The organism is Salipiger thiooxidans, from assembly GCF_900102075.1.
Classification (GTDB): domain Bacteria; phylum Pseudomonadota; class Alphaproteobacteria; order Rhodobacterales; family Rhodobacteraceae; genus Salipiger; species Salipiger thiooxidans.
Window position 1 is genome coordinate 79651 of sequence record NZ_FNAV01000003.1, and the last position, 17356, is coordinate 97006.

The following is a 17356-nucleotide window of genomic DNA, read 5'->3' on the forward strand; positions in this document are numbered from 1 at the left end:
CGGGTCAGTTGCCGAAGTTTGCCATGGCTTCGAAGTCCATGGATTCGAGCAGCATCTTGCGGGCGTCCGCGTCGGGGCCTTCGAGCTGGATCAGGATGCGGTTGGCGATGAGCCCCATGGTCTGGTTGTCCTGCAGCGCGAATTTCTGGCGGCCGATGCGGTCGGTCTTCAGACCCATAGCGCCGGCGTTGTTGATCATCGCCGACATGCTGGCCACCATCGGATTGTCGGCGAACATCTGCAGGCCGTAATGCTCGCCCTCGGGCGAGGTATAATCCGCCTGCGCCGAGACGCCGCCGCCCATCATCGCCATGGCGGCGTTGGATTCGGTGTCGATCTCGCGGGTCCAGCCCTCGGGGGCCTCGGGCAGGAAGCCCGAGAGCGCGTCGGTCTTCAGCTCGAGCAGCTTGGAGCGGGCGTAGTCGAGCTCTTCCAGCGCGTATTGCACGTCACCGGATTCGTAGGCCTCGATGGCCGATTGCAGGGTGTCGGAGATCTCGTCGGCGTGGAGCGGCACGGCGGCGAGCGCGAGGACGGGAAGGGCGAGAACAATGCTGCGGTACATGGGATACCTCTACGTGTGAAATGGGCTCGCCCCGACGAGAGCACACGCGACCGTGATCCCGCAAGGTGCGGTTTTCCTGACCAGCCGCGCGCCGCCGCGGCGACTTGATTTCCGCGCCCGGGCCTGTGCAGGTGGAAGGCCAGAGCGTTCCCCGAACAAGGAGCCCCCATGCTCGCCCTTCTGCGCCTGTTGCTGATCGGCTTCGCCGTGCTCACGGTGATCTACGCCGCGCTCTCGCTGTGGTCGCGCCGGGTGCGGCGGCGGCGACTCGGGCGGGAATGGGACGAGGCGCAGGGCCCCGGCAGCCGCGAGCGTTTCGTCGCCGACGGGCTGCGACACTACGACCGGTCGCTGCGCAGAAAGCTGATCCTGGGCGTGTATATCCTGCCGCTATGCCTTATAGCGCTCATCACCTACCTCACCAATTTCCACTAGGGGTCCGTCATGCGCTACGTGAAATGGTTCGTCATCATCGCCTTCTGGGTGCTGGTCGCGGGATTCCTCCACTACACCCTGCCGCAACATGACGTTGCGCGGATCACCGACACCTACGAGAAGCGCATCGATCCCGGCGAGAACGCGCTGTTCTGGGCCAATGCCTCGACCGGCGAGAACGTCAACCTCACCGGCCGCGACGTGTTCTTCATCCAGACCCGGCTGAACAACGACAAGGTCATGGTCTACCGCAACGAGGACACCGGCTGGGGCTGGCCGCCCTACTTCAAGTTCGACACCTCGAACCTGCAGGCCGAGGCCGCGGACCTGCGCTCGACCGCGGCGGCGCCGCAATGGGTGGTCATCAAACACTACGGCTGGCGCAACGAATTTCTCTCGGTCTACCCCAACGTGGTGAGCATCCGCCCGGTGGACGGACCCGACGTGCGCATCATCCCCTGGCTCAACATCGTGCTGCTGACGCTGCTCGTGGCGGTAAGCTGGGCGATCTGGGTGCGCTGGCGGCGCTTCCGCGAGGCGCGCATCGACCCGGTGCTCGAGGATGTGGGCGACAATCTCGACGAGGCGGGCGGCCGCATCCGCGGGCTCTTCCGCCGCAAGGGCTGAGGCCGCCTCAGCTGCGCCCCTTCAGGATCTGCGCCAGCACGCCGGGCGCGTCGTAGAGCGTCCATTCCCGGCGCAGCCCGTCCGGGCCGAACTCGGCCTGCGTCATGCCCAGCACCGTGACCTCGGCCCCGGTGGGCGCCCCGAAGGCGCCATGGCCGTCGTGCCGCCCGGCGAGGCTCCAGCGGATCGCGGCGCGGGGCGGGGAGAGCGGCTCCTCGGCGCCGAGCAGATGCGCGACGCGGAAGCTGGCCGAGGGGAAGGAGGCGCGGAGCCCAAGCCAGAAGGCCTCGGCCTCGGCGGGACCGCAGCCGGTGACCGCGCCCGGGTGGTGCAGCTCGGCCGCATCGTCGTAGTGCCGGGCGATCAGCGACAGCTCACCGCCCATGATGCGGGTCACGAGATCGGCGAGCGTGTGGCCCCAGGCGTCGTCGTTGCCGCGCCCGGGATCGGCCGGCGCATGCGGAGCCTCAGATGCCTCGTCCGGCATCTGCGACAGGCGCCAGCGCGCGCCGTCCTCGAGACTGCAGCCGATCTGCGCGAGGATCGCCGCCTCGTCCCGCAGCACCCATTCCGCCCGCAGCCGCCCCGAGGCGCAGAGGCTCTCGGTCATGGTCAGGTAGCGCAGGGTCCGCCCCGTCGGCGGGCCGTAGAGCCCGGCCCCGTCGTGGCGCCCGACGCACTGGAAGCGCTGCGCGGCGGCGAAGGCGTTCTGCGCCGAGGCGGCCCAGAGCGTTTCCTCACGCGTGAGGCTCAGCCCCGGAAGCGCGGCAAGACGGGCGGCGATTGCGGTGCCCACCGCCTCGGGGCCATGAAGGGTGCGGGCGCCGTCCTGCGAGGTCACGTCGTCGGCAAGGTAGCCCGGCAGCAGGTCGAGCCGACGACCCTCGCCCAGATCGCGGCGCAGCGCCTCGAGGTAGTCCGCGGCATCCTGCCAGCGGGCATCGAACCCGGCGAGAAACGACACTCAGCGCCTCCCGTAGTAGAGGCCCACCACGTGCTCGGCCTCGGCAAAGAACAACCACCGCGAGACAAGCACGCCCGCGGCGTGCGAGACAAGGGCCAGCAGCCCGAAGAGATGCGGCGGCGGCAGGTAGAGCAACACCAGCGGCAGGCCCGACATCAGAACCAGCGCGATGACCCGCAGCTTGGCGGCATGGCGGCGGCCGACCACGAAGACCATCTCGTCGAGCAGGTAGTTGCTGCCGGTGTGCGGCGGGAACAGGGCGCGCGGCGTGCCGCGGTCGCCGAGCCCGGTGGCGCTGGCGAGCGTGGTGCCGCTGCGGGCGAAGCGGCGGTCGCCGTCCCACCAGACCCAGGCCTGCAGCGCCGCCGAGGCGACCAGCAGGAGGCTGCAGATCAGCACCCGCCCCGAAAGCAGCGCGCCCCCGGTGAGCGAGAGCAAGAGGAACAGCGCCGGCGTCGACCAGTGGTGCCAGCGCGGCACCGTCCTGAGCTGCGCGTAGATCATCGCCGTTGCGCCCACGGTGGCGAGCGACAGCAGCGCCGCGAGCCAGCCCAGCGGCAGCACGCCGACCCCGATCAGCAGCGGCAGCGCGTAGGCACCCGAGAAGGACAACGCCGCCAGCGCGCCCCAGGCCTCGCGCGAGAGCCAGCTGGTGCGCCATTGCGAGAAGGCCCGCAGCGCGCGCTCGCGGCGGCGGAGGTGCAGGCTCGAGGCGGCGAGCCCGCCGAGGCAAAGCGCGTAGGCGATGGCGAAGAAGGCCAGCGCCACCCAGCCCTTAGGCGGCGTCGGGTCGATGCCCAGCCAGAACAACAGGCCGAAGCCCATGCCGGAGAGAGTGGTGAAGGCAAGCAACGAACGGGCAGGATGCATCAGAGTTTCCCCAGCGCCCGGTCCAGCCAGCCAAGGAAGCCCTGCGGCTCCTCTGCCACCGGCGTCAGGAAGGGCGCGAGCACGTCGCTGTCCTCGCCCCAGGCGTCGCGGTCGCGCGGGGGCAGGTACTTGTTCACCGGACGGGTGCCCTGCTCGGGCATGAGGTCGATGCCGCCGCGCTCGGCCACCAGCTGCGAGACGGCGCTCTCGGGGTCGGAGAGGTCGCCGAAATGGCGGGCCTTGGCGGGACAGGTGCGCACGCAGGCGGGCTCGCGGTCCTCTTCCGGCAGGGCATCGTTGTAGATGCGGTCGACGCAGAGGGTGCATTTCTTCATCACCCCCGCGGCGAGGTCCATCTCTCGTGCGCCATAGGGGCAGGCCCAGGCACAGAGCCCGCAGCCGATGCAGGCGTCCTCGTTGACCAGCACGATGCCGTCCTCGACGCGCTTGTAGCTGGCGCCGGTGGGGCAAACCGGGACGCAGGGCGCGTCCTCGCAATGCAGGCAGGACTTGGGGAAATGCACGTGCTGGGCGGGGCCGGTCGCGGGCGTGACCTCGTAGCTGTGCACGCGGTTGAGGAAGCTGCCCTGCGGCGCCGCGCCGTAGGGGTCCTGATCCGAGAGCGGCGCGCCGTAACCCTGATCGTTCCAGCCCTTGCAGGCGACGACACAGGCGTGGCAGCCGACGCAGGTGTCGAGGTCGATGACCAGCCCCAGCGTGCGTTCGGTGCGGTCGGGAAGCGCCGTCATCGCGCCCCCCTCCGCTTGGTCAGCTGGCCCAGACCGGCGTCGACATGGCGAAGTAGTGCGTGTTCACCTCGTTCACCCGCGCGCGGTAGATCAGCGGCAGCTCCGAGACATGCGCGGCCAGCGCCGTCAGCGCCCAGGCCTCGCGTTCGTTGACCAGCAGCGACGGCTCGACCAGCGGCGCCCAGCCCATTTCGTGGCCCACGGCGCAGGTCCGGCCCGCGGCCGTGATCAGCGGCGGCGGCACCTGCCAGTCGCGCGGAAAGGCCCAGGCCCAGAGCCAGCTGTGGGTCTCGTGGTTCCACGACGCGACGAGGCCATACTCGGCGAACCAGCTCCGCCCCGAGCCGGTGGTGACCTTGAAGAGCCCGTGGTCGGGAAACACCTCCCACGCGCCGCCGTTCTCGGAGAGGCCGAAGTCGCGATAGAGCCGCGGCAGGCTGGCGTGATAGCCCGCGCCCACCCATTTCAGCGTGTCGACGAACTCCTCCGTGCGGGGCAGTTCCCGCGCGATGTTGCTTTCGCGGCACCACGACCAGATGCCCTCGCCCCGGTAGCTGCCCGGTTCCTCGCGACCGCCCCCCTCCGGGTCGCGGCCGATGCGGATCTTGTCGGACCGTCTCATGCGCAACCTCCATCGCCGTGACAAGGCCAAGGCTGCGCCCGCTTTCCGGCAGGAGTTTGGCGGCAAGCGGGAAACAATCGAGCGCTTGCGACGAATACGATCCCGTTCTCATGGTCTTTCCCCCGGTCCCTGCCCCACCACCGAGCCGATCGGGCCGAAGACCGGCTGGCTCTGGTCGGGGGCGGCGGATTTCTCGAGCCGCACGCGCAGGTCGAACCAGGCCGCCTGCCCGGTGACCGGGTCGGCGTTGGCCCAGCGCAGCCCGTCGCCGCGTGCGGGCAGAAGCTCGTGGATGACGTGGTTCAGCAGGAACCCCTTTGTGGCCTCGGGGGCATCGGCATCCAGCGCCCACGCCCCCTTGCGCTTGCCGATGGCGTTCCATGTCCAGACCGTGTCCTTGTTGAGCGCCGCCATGTGCGCGGCGGGCACGGTGATCTCGCCGTGGCTCGAGACGACGCGGACCCAGTCGCCGTCGGACAGCGCCAGCCGCTCCCACCAGAAGGTCGGCAGGTAGAGCGGATTGACCCCGTGGATCTGCCGCAGCCACGCGTTCTGGCCGCCCCACGAATGATACATCGCCATGGGCCGCTGGGTGATCGCGTGCACGGGATACTCGGCCGGGTCCTCGAAGGCGTCCGACATCGGCGCGTACCAGACCGGCAGCGGGTCCAGCGTGCTGCGGATGCGGCCGCGCAGATGCTCGGGCGGCTGCCGGGGCCCCTGCCCCTCGGCGGCAAGCTGGAACCGGCGGAGCGGCTCGGACCAGAGCTGGATCAGATAGGGCTGCGGCTTGTCGATCAGCCCGAAGGCCACGGCCCAGTCCTGATAGGCGCGGTTCCACGGCTTGTAATAGGCGGCCTCGGGCGGGATATGCTCGGCGTGGAAGCCGCCGTTGGCGATGTAGCTGTCGAGCTGCGCGGCGTTCGGCCCGCCCCGCCCGTGGGTCAGCCCGTGCGGCCCCATGCGCCAGCCCGTCAGCGGCCCGATGCCTGGCTTGCGCTCGTGGTTGACGATGTAGTCGGCGTAATCGGCATAGGTGGCGCTGCCGTCGGCGTTGGTCATGCCGGGCAGCCCGAGCCGCGCGCCCAGGTCCAGCAGCACCGACTGGAACGCCCGCACGTCGCGGTCAGGCGCGATCACCGGCCAGCGAATCGCATCCGCCGCGGCCTCGGGCTCCGAGATCGGGCGGTCGAGCAGCGAGATGCAGTCGTGTCGCTCGAGATAGGTGGTGTCGGGCAGGATCAGGTCGGCATAGGCCACCATCTCCGAACTGTAGGCGTCGGAATAGATGATGCGCGGGATGACATATTCGCCGTCCTCGTCCTGCGCGGTCAGCATCTCCATCGTGCGGCGCGTGTTCATCGACGAGTTCCACGCCATGTTGGCCATGTAGAGGAACAGCGTGTCGATGCGGTAGGGATCGCCCGCCGCGGCGTTCGAGATCACCATGTGCATCAGCCCGTGCGGCGACAGCGGGTTCTCCCACGTAAAGGCCTTGTCGATGCGGACGGGGCTGCCATCGTCCTTCAGCGCCAGATCCTCTGGGCCCAGCGGGTAGCCGAGGTGCGGCCCGTCCAGCGGCTGGCCGGGGGTGGCGCGGAAATGCGGACGCGGGTGGGCCTCGGCGGGCTTGGGATAGGGCGGCTTGAAGCGGAAGCTGCCGGGGGTCTCGACCGCACCGAGCAGGCTTTGCAGCAGGTGCAGCGCCCGGCAGGTCTGGAAGCCGTTGGCATGGGCCGAGATGCCGCGCATGGCGTGCACCGCGACCGGGCGGCCCGGCATGGTGCGGTGCTCCTTGCCGCGGAAATCGGTCCATGGCCGGTCGAGCACCACCGGCGCGTCAAAGGCGGCACGGGCGAGCTCGGCCGCCACCCGCCGGATCTGGTCGGGGGCGATGCCGCAGCGCTCGGCCACCTTCTCGGGCGCATAGACCGGATCGAGGTAGCGTTCGGCAATATCGAACATCGCCGCGCGGTGGGTGATCCCGGCGCGGCGCAGGCGACCGCGCAGGTCGGGCTCCACCCCTTCGGCATCCCACGGCGCGGCCTTGCCGCTGTGCCGGTCGATGACCAGCGGCCGGCCCTCGTCGTCGCGCAAGAAGAGCCCGTAGTCCGGAGACCTGGGATCGCTGTCCAGCAGAACCGGCGCGTTGGTGAACCGCGCGAGGAACTCGAGGTCGATCTTCCCCGCCCGCAGAAGCTCGTGCACCAGCGACAGGATGAAGAGCCCGTCGGTGCCCGGCGTGATCCCCACCCATTCGTCGGCGATGGCGTTGTAGCCCGAGCGGATCGGGTTCACGCCGACGATTTTCGCGCCACGCTCCTTCAGCCGTGCCAGCCCCAGCTTGATCGGGTTGCTGTCGTGGTCCTCGGCCACCCCGAAGAGCAGCAGCAGGCGCGCGTGCTCCCAGTCGGGCGCGCCGAACTCCCAGAACGAGCCGCCCAGCGTATAGATCCCCGCCGCCGCCATGTTGACCGAGCAGAACCCGCCATGCGCCGCGAAATTGGGCGTGCCGAACTGCTGCGCCCACCAGCCGGTGAAGCTTTGCGACTGGTCGCGCCCGGTGAAGAAGGCGAGCTTCTCGGGCGCCGTCTCGCGCAGGGGCTTCAGCCAAGACACCGCGGTGGCGAGCGCCTCCTCCCAGCTGATCTCCTCGAAGGTGCCCGACCCGCGCGGCCCGACCCGGCGCAGCGGCGCCCGCAGGCGTGCCGGAGAGGTCGCCTGCATCAGCCCGGCGGAGCCCTTGGCACAGAGCACGCCGCGATTGACCGGGTGGTCGCGGTTGCCCTCGATGTAGACGAGCTTGCCGCCCTTGAGGTGCACGTTGATGCCACAGCGACAGGCGCACATGTAGCACGTCGTCTTGCGGATCTCGTCCGATACCCGTGGGGCTAGCTCGATCTGCGTCTCAGCGGTCATGGGGCCTCCGTGAGACAGAGGCTAGGGCGACAAACTCAATCTGACCAGTACCTTCGCACCGACTTGTGGACGACGGGCCCAAACGCGCCGACCGCTGCGGTTGCCGATCCCCCGCGGCTCAGCGGCGCAGCGCCGCGACGCCCGCGCGCAGATGCCGGGCCACGGTCTGCCCCCAGGCGTCCCAGTTCAGCGCTTCCTCGAACTCTGCCCGCGCCGCCCGGGCGAGCGAGCCGTAGATCCCGGGGCTGTCGACGTAGCTCTCGATGAGCTGGGCGAAGTCGCGCGGCCCGCTGCCTGGCGGCAGGGCGTGGCCGTTGGCACCGTCGCGCACCGGCACCCCGCCCACGTCGAGACAGAGCGACGGCAGCCCGTGCGCCGAGGCCTCACAGAAGGCGAAACCGTAGCTCTCGTACGATGGCTGCACGAGGAAATGCGCCCGCGAAAAGCAGCGGTCGAAGGTCTTCACATCGGCGGGCACGGTCTTGTCGAGTTGCGGATGCACGGTGACGCAATCGTCGCGATGCGCGTCGGGCGGCTCGCAGCCGATCACCGTCAGCCGCGCGTCGAGCCCGCGGGCGCGCAGCAGCCGCATGGTCTCGAAGGCGATGGGCCCGCCCTTGGCCCGCCAGTCGCGCCCCACCAGCAGGAGTTCGAGCGGGCGGTCCCGGTCGATGGGCGGCGGCCTGACATCGGCTGGCGGCACGCTGAGCCCTGCGCCCCACGGCACCACCAGCGACTGCCCGACGCGGAGGCCGTAGCGCGCCTCGGCCGCGTCGCGAAGCCAGCGCGAGGGCCAGAACAGCAGGTCCGTGCCGCGCAGCACCCGGCGCTCGCGGGCCTCGACCCAGGCGTCGAGCCTTCGCCCGCCCGGAAAGCGCGAGGGGTGGGCCTGCCCGATCTCGGAGGTGCGGTAGATGGTCTGGGTCGCGTCCGAGGAAAACGCCGTCACCATCGGATAGGGCGGCGCGAGCCCGCTGAGAGAATGCAATGCATAGGCACAGAAGAGCGCGTCGTAGCGGGACCGCGACAGCTCGGCCCGGAGCGCGCGCGCCACCACCGGCGCCAGTGCAAACTGCGTGCGCCAGCGCAGGCGCAGGGACATGCTGTCCGGCAGGCGCGCGACGGCGCGGCGCAACCGCTCTGCCGCGCCCCAGCCCTGCGGCAGGATCGTGACCTCGCCCGCGTGCCTGCACAGGGCCTCGTACATATGCCTGTTGCCGCCCGAATACATGTACGGGTCCAGCGGCGAGAAATCGCACAGGTACGCGATGTTCAGTCGCGGCTCCGACACCGTTCAAATCCCGACTATTCCGGTCCCGTCCCGGGTCTGGCAAAGCAATGCGGCAAGATCATGACCCGCAAAGCGGCCCTTTGGGACACCGCGGGGGACTGGTGAAATTTGCCACATCGCCCTGCCCCGCCCTCCGTGCGCCGATTTCCGAGGGCGACAGGCCGCGCCGCCCCTGCTATGGTCAATCCGCATTCCGGGGCATGGGGGGCCATCGGAATGTCGCAAGTTGTTGTGTGAGCGAAGCATCCGTATGCCCAACCCTCTGGCCTATCTCATGCTGGCCGTGTGGCCCGTGGTCACCATCGTGCTGTTCCGCCGGCTGCCGGTGGACCGGGCCCTGATCCTGTCGCTGATGCTGGGCTACCTGTTCCTGCCCGAGCCGCCCGCCGCCTTTGACCTGCCGCTCGCGCCGCCGCTGGTGAAGCACAACATCCCCGCGCTCACCGCCTTTGCCTTCGTGCTGTGGAAATACGGGCCGCAGGGGCTGATCCTGCCGCAATCTCCGGTGGGCAAGCTGCTGCTGATCACCTTCGTGCTGTCGCCGGTGATGACCGCGATGACCAACACCGACCCGGTGTTCTTCGGGCAGATCGGCCTGCCGGGGCTCGGCATCAAGGATGCGCTGGCGCTGGTCGTGCAGCAGTTCCTGCTGGTGCTGCCCTTCCTGCTTGCCCGCCAGTATCTCGCCGACGGCGGTGCCCAGCGCTACTTCCTGCTGGCGCTGATGGTCTGCGGGCTGATCTACTCGGTCCCGATGCTGATCGAGATGCGCCTGTCGCCGCAGCTCAACCGCTGGATCTACGGCTACTACCAGCACCTCTTCGGGCAATCGATCCGCGCCAACGGCTACCGCCCCGTGGTGTTCCTCTACCACGGGCTCTGGGTGGCGTTCTTCATCTTCACCTCCGCCGTGGCGGCGCTGGCGCTGTGGCGGCTCGACGCCCGGATGCACACCTTCAGGACCGTGGCGGCGGCGCTCTACCTGACCCTCATCCTTGTGCTGTCGAAGTCGCTGGGCGCGCTGATCTTCGCCGTGGGCGCGATCCCCATGGTGGTGTTCTTCAGCCGCCAGATGCAGATCAAGGTCGCGATCCTGATCGGCCTGCTCGCCATCGGCTACCCGGTCATGAAGGGCGCCCACCTTGTTCCCGAAGAGCGCATCCTCGCGGCGGTGTCGCAATTCGACAAAGAGCGCTCCTACTCGCTCGAGTTCCGCTTCGACAACGAGAACGTCCTGCTCGACCGCGCCTACCAGAAGCCGGTGTTCGGCTGGGGCAGCTGGGGCCGGAACCAGATCCTCGACCCGGTCTCGGGTGCCAGCCTGACGGTCACCGACGGGCGCTGGATCATCGTCATCGGGGTCTACGGCTGGGTCGGCTTCCTCGCCGAGTTCGGCCTGCTGGTGCTGCCGCTCCTGCTGCTCTGGCGCGAGGCCATGGCCGCGCGCGAGGATGCCATCTCGCCCTTCATCGCGCCGCTGTCGCTGCTGCTGGCGATCAACATCTTCGACATGCTGCCCAACGCCACGCTGACGCCGCTCACATGGCTGCTGGCGGGGGCGCTCACCGGCTATGCCGAGACCCTGCGCAGCGCCCGGCTGCGGCAGGGCCCCGCCCCCGGCAGGACGCCGGGCTGGCAATCCATCATGTAAGGGGCCGGTGGCCGTGACGACCTCTCCGACGCGCCCCCGCGTTCTTGCCATCGCCGAGGCGGCCAACCCGGAATGGGTGAGCGTGCCGCTGGTCGGCTGGTCGCTCGCCTCGGCCCTGCGCGAGGTCGCCGACGTGCACATCGTCACGCAGGTGCGCAACCGCGACGCCTTCCTGCGCGCAGGCCTTACCGAGGGCCGCGACTTCACCGCCATCGATTCCGAGGCCATCGCCCGCCCGCTCTGGGCGCTGGCGGAACGGCTGCGCATGGGCGAGGGCAAGGGCTGGACCATGGTGCAGACGATCAACGCCATCGCATACCCGTGGTTCGAGCGCCTCGTCTGGCAGCGCTTCGGCCCCGGCATCCGCGCCGGCAAGTGGGACGTGGTACACCGCATCACGCCGCTGTCGCCGACGATCTCGTCCTCGCTGGCGGGGCATTGCGCCAAGGCGGGCGTGCCCTTCGTGCTCGGTCCGCTGAACGGCGGGGTTCCGTGGCCGCAGGGTTTCGACGCCGAGCGCCGGCAGGAGAAGGAATGGCTGAGCTACCTGCGCTCGGTCTACAAGCTGCTGCCCGGGCGCGGCGCGACGCTGCGCCATGCGGCGGCGGTGCTCGTGGGCTCGCGCCACACCGAGGGCGAGATCCCCGCCCGCCACCGCCCGAAGACCATCTACCTGCCCGAGAACGGTATAGATCCGTCGCGGTTCAACCGGGTTGCCGCGCCCGAACCCGGCGTGCTGCGCGCCTGCTTCGTCGGGCGGCTGGTGCCCTACAAGGGGCCGGACATGCTGCTCGACGCCGCCGCCCCCCTTTTGCGCGTCGGGCGTCTCAGGCTCGAGGTGATCGGCGACGGCCCGATGCGCGCGGATCTCGAGGCGCAGGCCGCGCGCGCCGGCACAGGCGCGGCGGTGACCTTTCACGGCTGGAAAGCGCACCACGAGGTGCAGGACATCATGGCCCGCTGCCACCTCCTGTCCTTCCCGTCGATCCGCGAGTTCGGCGGCGGCGTGGTGCTCGAGGCGATGGCGCTGGGCGTAGTGCCGCTGGTGGTCGACTACGCCGGACCCGGAGAGCTGGTAGCGCCCGGTACCGGGCTCAAGGTGCCCTGCGGCCGGCGCGAGGGCATCGTCCGCGACATGGGCGCGGCACTCGCGGCACTTGCCGTCGATCCCTCCGGTCTGCCCGCCATGGCGGCGGCGGCGCGGGCACGGGTGCAAGACAAGTTCACATGGCAACGCAAGGCCGCGCAGGTGGCCGAGGTCTACGACTGGCTGCGGCGGGACCCGTCAGGCCCGGCACCAAAGGTCTTCTGAGCCCCCGCGGCAGTTGACGATTGCGAAACACTTGCCGAATAACCTCCGCCCCGCCGCCTCCTTGCCTTCGTGTTGCCCCAGTTCGCCATATGCTCCCCGCAACATGCGGCGACGGGGATCGGCGCGCACCAGTCAGACCGGAGAATCCGGGTAGCGGATCATGATGCAGGCCGAGGCCACCAAGACCGACCCATCCGCCCCTGCCGCGGGCCATGGCGCGCTGCCTTACCGGAGCGACATCGACGGGCTCCGCGCCGTCGCGGTGCTGGGCGTGCTGTTCTACCACTTCGGCGTACCCGGCCTTGGCGGCGGCTTCGTCGGCGTCGACGTGTTCTTCGTCATCTCGGGCTTCCTGATCGGCGGCATCCTCTGGCGCGAATACGATTGCACCGGGCGCATCCGCCTGTCGCAGTTCTACATCCGCCGCTTCCGGCGCCTCGCCCCCGCCTTCTTCACCATGGCCTTCGTCACCGCGGTCTTCGCCTGGGCCCTGCTGCTGCCCTTCGAGTTCCGCGAGTTCGGCAAGCAGCTCATCGCCTCGACCGTCTATCTCTCGAACGCGCTGTTCTTCCGGCAGGCGGGCTATTTCGACACCGTGTCCGAAGAAAAGCCGCTTCTGCACACATGGTCGCTGGCGGTCGAGGAACAGTTCTACATCTTCCTGCCGCTCTTCATCCTGCTCTTCGCGCGCAACCGGCGGGCGCTGCTGGTCGCGCTGGTCGCCTGCTGGGCCGCCTCGCTGGCGTCCTGCATCGCGCTGACGCCACGCCTGCAGACCGCGACCTTCTACCTCTTCCCCTTCCGCGCGTGGGAGCTGCTGAGCGGCGTGCTCCTTGCAATTTGGGGGTGCGAGACGGGGCGACGCTGGCGCGGCTCGGGGTTCCTCAGCTACCTCGGCCTCGCGCTGGTGCTGGTCTCGGTTGTCGCCATGCCCGCGGGGCATGCCTTCCCCGGCGCGCTGGCGCTGGTACCGGTGCTGGGCACCGTGCTGCTGCTCGCCAACGGTTGCGGCCGCAACCACGTGAACCGGCTGCTGTCGAGCCGCAGGGCGGTCTTCGTCGGCCGCATCTCCTATTCGCTCTACCTCTGGCACTGGCCGGTGCTGACCCTGTCGCTCTACCTGCGCGGCGGCTACGCCAACCTTGCCGAGGCGATGGCGTGGATGGCGCTCTCGGCGCTGCTCGCCTGGCTGTCGTGGCGCTTTGTCGAGACCCCGGCGCGGCAGCTGCGCCTCCCCGGGCTCGTCATCCTCGGCGGCACCGTGACCGCCTCGGCGGCGGCGCTGGCGCTGGGGTTCTGGCTTTACCGCACCGACGGCATGCCCGACCGCTTCGGCCCCGACGTGCGCCCCCACATCGCCGCCTCGGCGGATTTCCTGCAGGACTGGAGCCGCTGCCACACGCCCGATGACGGCCCGCTCGAGGGGCTCGAGGTCTGCCCGATCGGCCCCGAGGGCCCGCCCCGGGTGCTGGTCTGGGGCGACAGCCACGTGCGCGCCTTCAAGGAGGGGCTCGACCTCGCCGCGCACGAGGCCGCGACGCCGGGGCTCATCCTCTGGCGCGCCGGCTGCCCGCCGCTCTTCGGCATCCACAAGGTCGAGAGCGCCGCCACCCCGGCCGAGGACACCGCCTGCAGCGACGCCAACTGGCAGATCCGCCAGAGCTTCGGCAGCCTGCCCGGGCTCGAGAAGATCCTGCTGATCGGGCGCTGGACCTATTACGCCAGCGGCACCGGCATCGGGCTCGACGCCGCCAACACCATTGCCATTCACCCGCACCAGACACCGACGCGCATCGACGAGCTGCAGGAAGACATCGTCAACGCCGCCGCCGGCACCACGGTCTCGGAACTGCTCGACTGGTTCGACGAGGTGGTGGTGCTGCGCCAGCCGCCCGAGCTGGCCGAGTACGACAGCCGCCTCGCCGCGCGCGAGGCCGCCCACCGCGACTGGCCGCTGGCACGGGCGCCGGTGACCCGGCCCGAGATCCTGCGCGCCGAACTCGCCGAGCGCGTCGCCGCCTCCGAAGCGCCGTGGCGCGCGATGGCCGAGGCCGGTGCCGTCACTCTGATCGACCCGTGGCCGCGGCTCTGCGACGACCTCGCCTGCCACGCGCTGGTTGACGGCAAGGGCTACTACTTCGACAACAATCACATGACCAACACCGCCGCCCGCGACCTTCGTGATCTCTTTGCCCCGGTCTTCGCCCACGACGGGGGCGCCGGTTCGTGAGCCATGCCGCGAGCGGAACGCACTGGGACACCATCGTCATCGGCACCGGCATCGGCGGCGGCACCGCCGGCCGGGCTCTGGCCGAGGCCGGGATGCGGGTGCTGTTCCTCGAGATGGGCGGCGCCGGCCGCCGGGCCGAGCGCAGCGGCCTGTCCGACACCCCTCTGCCCGAGGCACGGCTGGTCCGCGGGCTCTGGCCCGAGCCGCTGGAGGTCACGCTCGACGGACAGCAGAGCCGCTTCCACGCCCCGCTCGGCGCCGGGGTTGGCGGCTCGTCGGTGTTCTACGCGGCGACGCTCGAGCGGCCCTCGCGGCATGACCTCGACGCCCTGCCCGACCAGCCCCACCCCACCGGCGGCTGGCCCGTGGGCTACGACGCCATGCGCGACTGGTTCGACCGCGCCGCCGGGCTCTACCGCCTGCGCGGCAGCCCCGACCCGCTGTCGCCCGAGCCCGCCGGTCCGCTGCTGCCCCCGCCGCCGCCCTCGGCCGTCGACACCGCGCTGATGGCGGCGTTCCGCACCAACGGGCTGCACCCCTACCTCGCCCACACCGCGATCGAGCGCATCGGCGGCTGCCTCAACTGCCTCGGCACCAAGTGCCCCAACCGCTGCAAGATGGACGGGCGCTCTGCCGGGGTCGAGCCGGCGCTCGCCACCGGCAACGCCACGCTGGTCACCCGTGCCCGGGTCACCCGGCTTCTGGGCAACGCGGACCGGGTCACCGGCGTCGAGGCCCGGATCGGCGACGAGACCCACCGCTTCACCGCCCGTCACGTGGTGCTGGCAGGCGGTGCGCTCGGGTCTCCCAACCTGCTGCTCGCCTCCGCCTCCGAGCACTGGCCCGAGGGCGCCGCGAACGGCTCGGGGCTGGTGGGGCGGAACCTGATGTTCCACCTCAACGAGATGTTCGCGCTCTGGCCGCACCGCGGCACGCCCGACAGCGGCCCGAGCAAGGCCATCGCCCTGCGCGACCTCTGCCTGCGCGACGGCAACCGGTTCGGCATGGTGCAGGCGATGGGCATCCGCGCCTCCTACGGTGAGATCGTGCATTACCTCGGCCTGATGCTGGCGCGCTCGCGCTACGCGGGCGTGCCGGGGCTGCGCCCGCTCACCCGGATCCCGGCGGCGGTGGCGGCCAGGCTCTTCGGCCACGCGCAGATCTTCGTCGGGCTGATGGAAGACCTGCCCTACCCCGGCAACCGCGTCCTGCACGACCCCGCGCGGCCCGAGCGCCTTGCGGTCAGCTACGACATCCACCCCGAGCTGCAGGCCCGGCGCAGGGCCTTCCGCCGCGCCATTGCCCACGCGTTTCGCGGCCAGCGGCGCATGTTTCTCGGGCTCGGGCCCGAGCTCAACTTCGGCCACCCCAGCGGGACCTTGCGCTTCGGCCACGATCCGGCACAGTCGGTGCTGGACCCGGATTGCCGGTCGCACCAGCTGCGCAACCTCTGGGTCGCGGACGCCTCCTTCATGCCCAGCTCGATGGGCGTGAACCCCAGCCTGACCATCGCCGCCAACGCCCTGCGCGTGGCGGACGCCATCACGAGGGACCCCGCATGACCCGGCTCGCCCCGCAGGACGGCATCGCCATCGTGACCGGCGCCGGCTCGGGGCTGGGCCGTGCGCTGGCGCTGGACCTCGCGCGGCACGGCTTTACCGTCGTGGGCATCGGCCGCCGCCGCGACGCGCTCGAGGAAACGCAGGCCCGCGCCCCCGACCGCGTCTTCCCGCTGGTGCTCGACGTGAGCGACGCCGCCGCGGTGCGCGACGCCTTCGCCACGCTGCGCCAGCGCCACGGCCGCATCGCGCTGCTCATCAACAACGCCGCGGTCTACCCGCACCGCGACATCCTCGACGAGACCGGCGAGAGCTTCATGGAAAGCGTCGCGATCAATCTCGGCGGCGTGGTGAACTGCAGCCGCGCCGCGCTCGACGACATGTGCGAGACCGGGCACGGCCGCATCCTCAACGTCTCGACCTTCGCGGACCTGTCGCCGCTGCCCACCGCCGCTGCCTATTCCGTCTCCAAGGGGGCGGCGCGGATCTTCACCCGCGCGCTGATCGCCGATCTCGGCGACCGCTTCCCGGGCATCGTCATCGGCGACTGGATGCCGGGGATGCTGCGCACCGACATGGGGATCCCCGACGGGCTGGCGCCGGAACAGGCGGCGCGCTGGGGTGTCGAACTGGCGCTGAGGCTGGACCCGGCGCTGACGGGGGCCGTCTTCGAATGCGATACCGAGGTGCTGCCCCCGCGCGGCCTCAAGGGACGGATCCGCGACATGCTCCTGCTGCGGCGCAGGCGGCCGCGCCGCCTGAGTTGAGCTGAAATCGCTCAGTGCTGCGGCGAGCGGAAGCGCGACACCATGGCGCGCAGCATCTGTCCCGGCAGGATCACGAGGCAGCGCAGGTAGCGCATCCCCAGCCGGCGCGGGCTGCCGACCATTCGCCACAGCCATTCCAGCGCGAAGCGCCGCGCCCAGCCCGGCGCCCGGCGCTGGGTGCCGGCGAAGAAATCGAGCCCCGCGCCGATGCAGGCGAAGCCGAGCCCTGGCACCTGCGCACGACCGGCGGCGGCGAAGATCTCTTGCTTGGGGGCGCCCAGCGCGACGAAACAGAGCCGCGCGCCCGAGGCATCGAGCCGCGCGAAGATCCGCGAGGCATCGGCCCCGGCGGGATCGAAGCCCATGGCCGGCGCGATGGTCTCGACGATGTGCAGGTCGCGCACCTCGCCCTCGAGATAGGCCTTGGCACCGGCGAGCGTGTCGTCGGTGCTGCCGACCAGCGCCACGGTCACGCCCTGCCGCGCGGCGATCCGCGCCAGCATCAGGATGGTGTCGGCGCCGGGGATGAGCTCGACCCGGCGACCGGCCAGCCGCGACATCCAGACGATGGGATTGCCGTCCGCGGTCACGAGGTCCATCTGGGCATAGACGCGCCGGAACGCGGGTGAACCGCGCAGCTTCACGATATGGTCGAGATTGAGCGTCGCGAGCGCAAATCCCTGCCCTGTGGCGAGGCGCTCGGACACGCGGGCCTGCAGGGCCGGCCAGGTGGGAACGTTCACTGACACCCGGTCACCGGATACCCTGAAATCCATGAAACTCGCATCCTTCCAC

At 70.4% G+C, this 17356-nt stretch carries 15 protein-coding genes; 7 read left to right on the forward strand and 8 right to left on the reverse strand.

What is annotated here, in order from left to right:
• Positions 1–4 precede the first annotated feature (4 nt).
• Positions 5–565 carry a hypothetical protein gene (locus tag BLQ77_RS04790; RefSeq protein ID WP_089956071.1) on the reverse strand — a complete coding sequence of 187 codons (561 nt, stop codon included), beginning with the start codon at positions 563–565 and terminating at the stop codon, positions 5–7.
• Between the two features lie 168 nt (positions 566–733).
• On the opposite strand from BLQ77_RS04790, the gene BLQ77_RS04795 reads away from it, so the two are divergent.
• Together BLQ77_RS04795 and BLQ77_RS04800 are read left to right on the forward strand one after the other, a co-directional pair.
• Positions 734–1000: a hypothetical protein gene (locus BLQ77_RS04795; RefSeq protein ID WP_089956074.1), complete on the forward strand. Its 267-nt coding sequence runs from the start codon at positions 734–736 to the stop codon at positions 998–1000.
• A gap of 9 nt (positions 1001–1009) precedes the next feature.
• Positions 1010–1627 carry a DUF1523 family protein gene (locus BLQ77_RS04800; protein ID WP_089956078.1) on the forward strand — a complete coding sequence of 206 codons (618 nt, stop codon included), beginning with the start codon at positions 1010–1012 and terminating at the stop codon, positions 1625–1627.
• A gap of 7 nt (positions 1628–1634) precedes the next feature.
• Here BLQ77_RS04800 and BLQ77_RS04805 read toward each other — a convergent pair whose 3' ends face one another.
• The 6 genes from BLQ77_RS04805 to BLQ77_RS04830 form a co-directional block, all read right to left on the reverse strand.
• A complete protein-coding gene (locus BLQ77_RS04805) occupies positions 1635–2591 on the reverse strand; it encodes a nuclear transport factor 2 family protein (RefSeq protein ID WP_089956081.1) in 957 nt (318 codons plus the stop codon).
• Positions 2592–3461 (reverse strand): dimethyl sulfoxide reductase anchor subunit family protein, encoded by an 870-nt coding sequence (locus BLQ77_RS04810; RefSeq protein WP_089956085.1) that lies wholly within the window; start codon positions 3459–3461, stop codon positions 2592–2594.
• Positions 3461–4210, reverse strand: coding sequence for a 4Fe-4S dicluster domain-containing protein (locus tag BLQ77_RS04815; RefSeq protein ID WP_089956089.1), 750 nt, complete (start codon positions 4208–4210; stop codon positions 3461–3463). The genes BLQ77_RS04810 and BLQ77_RS04815 overlap by 1 nt, the downstream gene beginning before the upstream one ends.
• A gap of 19 nt (positions 4211–4229) precedes the next feature.
• Positions 4230–4832, reverse strand: coding sequence for a DUF6882 domain-containing protein (locus BLQ77_RS04820; protein ID WP_089956093.1), 603 nt, complete (start codon positions 4830–4832; stop codon positions 4230–4232).
• A gap of 108 nt (positions 4833–4940) precedes the next feature.
• Positions 4941–7751: a molybdopterin oxidoreductase family protein gene (locus BLQ77_RS04825; RefSeq protein ID WP_089956097.1), complete on the reverse strand. Its 2811-nt coding sequence runs from the start codon at positions 7749–7751 to the stop codon at positions 4941–4943.
• Positions 7752–7869: 118 nt separating this feature from the next.
• Complete coding sequence (locus BLQ77_RS04830) at positions 7870–9042, reverse strand: glycosyltransferase family 4 protein (RefSeq protein WP_089956100.1); 1173 nt, start codon at positions 9040–9042, stop codon at positions 7870–7872.
• A 250-nt stretch (positions 9043–9292) separates the two neighbouring features.
• Between BLQ77_RS04830 and BLQ77_RS04835 the strand changes: the two genes are divergently transcribed.
• The 5 genes from BLQ77_RS04835 to BLQ77_RS04855 all read left to right on the forward strand — a co-directional run bounded on the left by BLQ77_RS04835 (position 9293) and on the right by BLQ77_RS04855 (position 16561).
• Entirely contained in the window at positions 9293–10693 is a 1401-nt protein-coding gene (locus tag BLQ77_RS04835; RefSeq protein ID WP_089956104.1) for a hypothetical protein, read from the forward strand.
• 13 nt (positions 10694–10706) lie between these two features.
• Positions 10707–12005 carry a glycosyltransferase family 4 protein gene (locus BLQ77_RS04840; RefSeq protein WP_089956819.1) on the forward strand — a complete coding sequence of 433 codons (1299 nt, stop codon included), beginning with the start codon at positions 10707–10709 and terminating at the stop codon, positions 12003–12005.
• A gap of 163 nt (positions 12006–12168) precedes the next feature.
• On the forward strand, positions 12169–14235 hold the full coding sequence (locus tag BLQ77_RS04845) for an acyltransferase family protein (protein ID WP_207545816.1): 2067 nt from the start codon (positions 12169–12171) through the stop codon (positions 14233–14235).
• Entirely contained in the window at positions 14232–15797 is a 1566-nt protein-coding gene (locus BLQ77_RS04850) for a GMC oxidoreductase (RefSeq protein ID WP_089956108.1), read from the forward strand. The genes BLQ77_RS04845 and BLQ77_RS04850 overlap by 4 nt, the downstream gene beginning before the upstream one ends.
• Positions 15794–16561 carry an SDR family oxidoreductase gene (locus BLQ77_RS04855; protein WP_008886718.1) on the forward strand — a complete coding sequence of 256 codons (768 nt, stop codon included), beginning with the start codon at positions 15794–15796 and terminating at the stop codon, positions 16559–16561. Before BLQ77_RS04850 ends, BLQ77_RS04855 begins: the two co-directional genes overlap by 4 nt.
• A gap of 11 nt (positions 16562–16572) precedes the next feature.
• On the opposite strand, the gene BLQ77_RS04860 is transcribed toward BLQ77_RS04855, so the two are convergent.
• The gene (locus BLQ77_RS04860) at positions 16573–17337 is read right to left on the reverse strand and encodes a WecB/TagA/CpsF family glycosyltransferase (protein WP_089956111.1); all 765 of its coding nucleotides are present in this window, start codon (positions 17335–17337) and stop codon (positions 16573–16575) included.
• Positions 17338–17356: the final 19 nt, after the last annotated feature.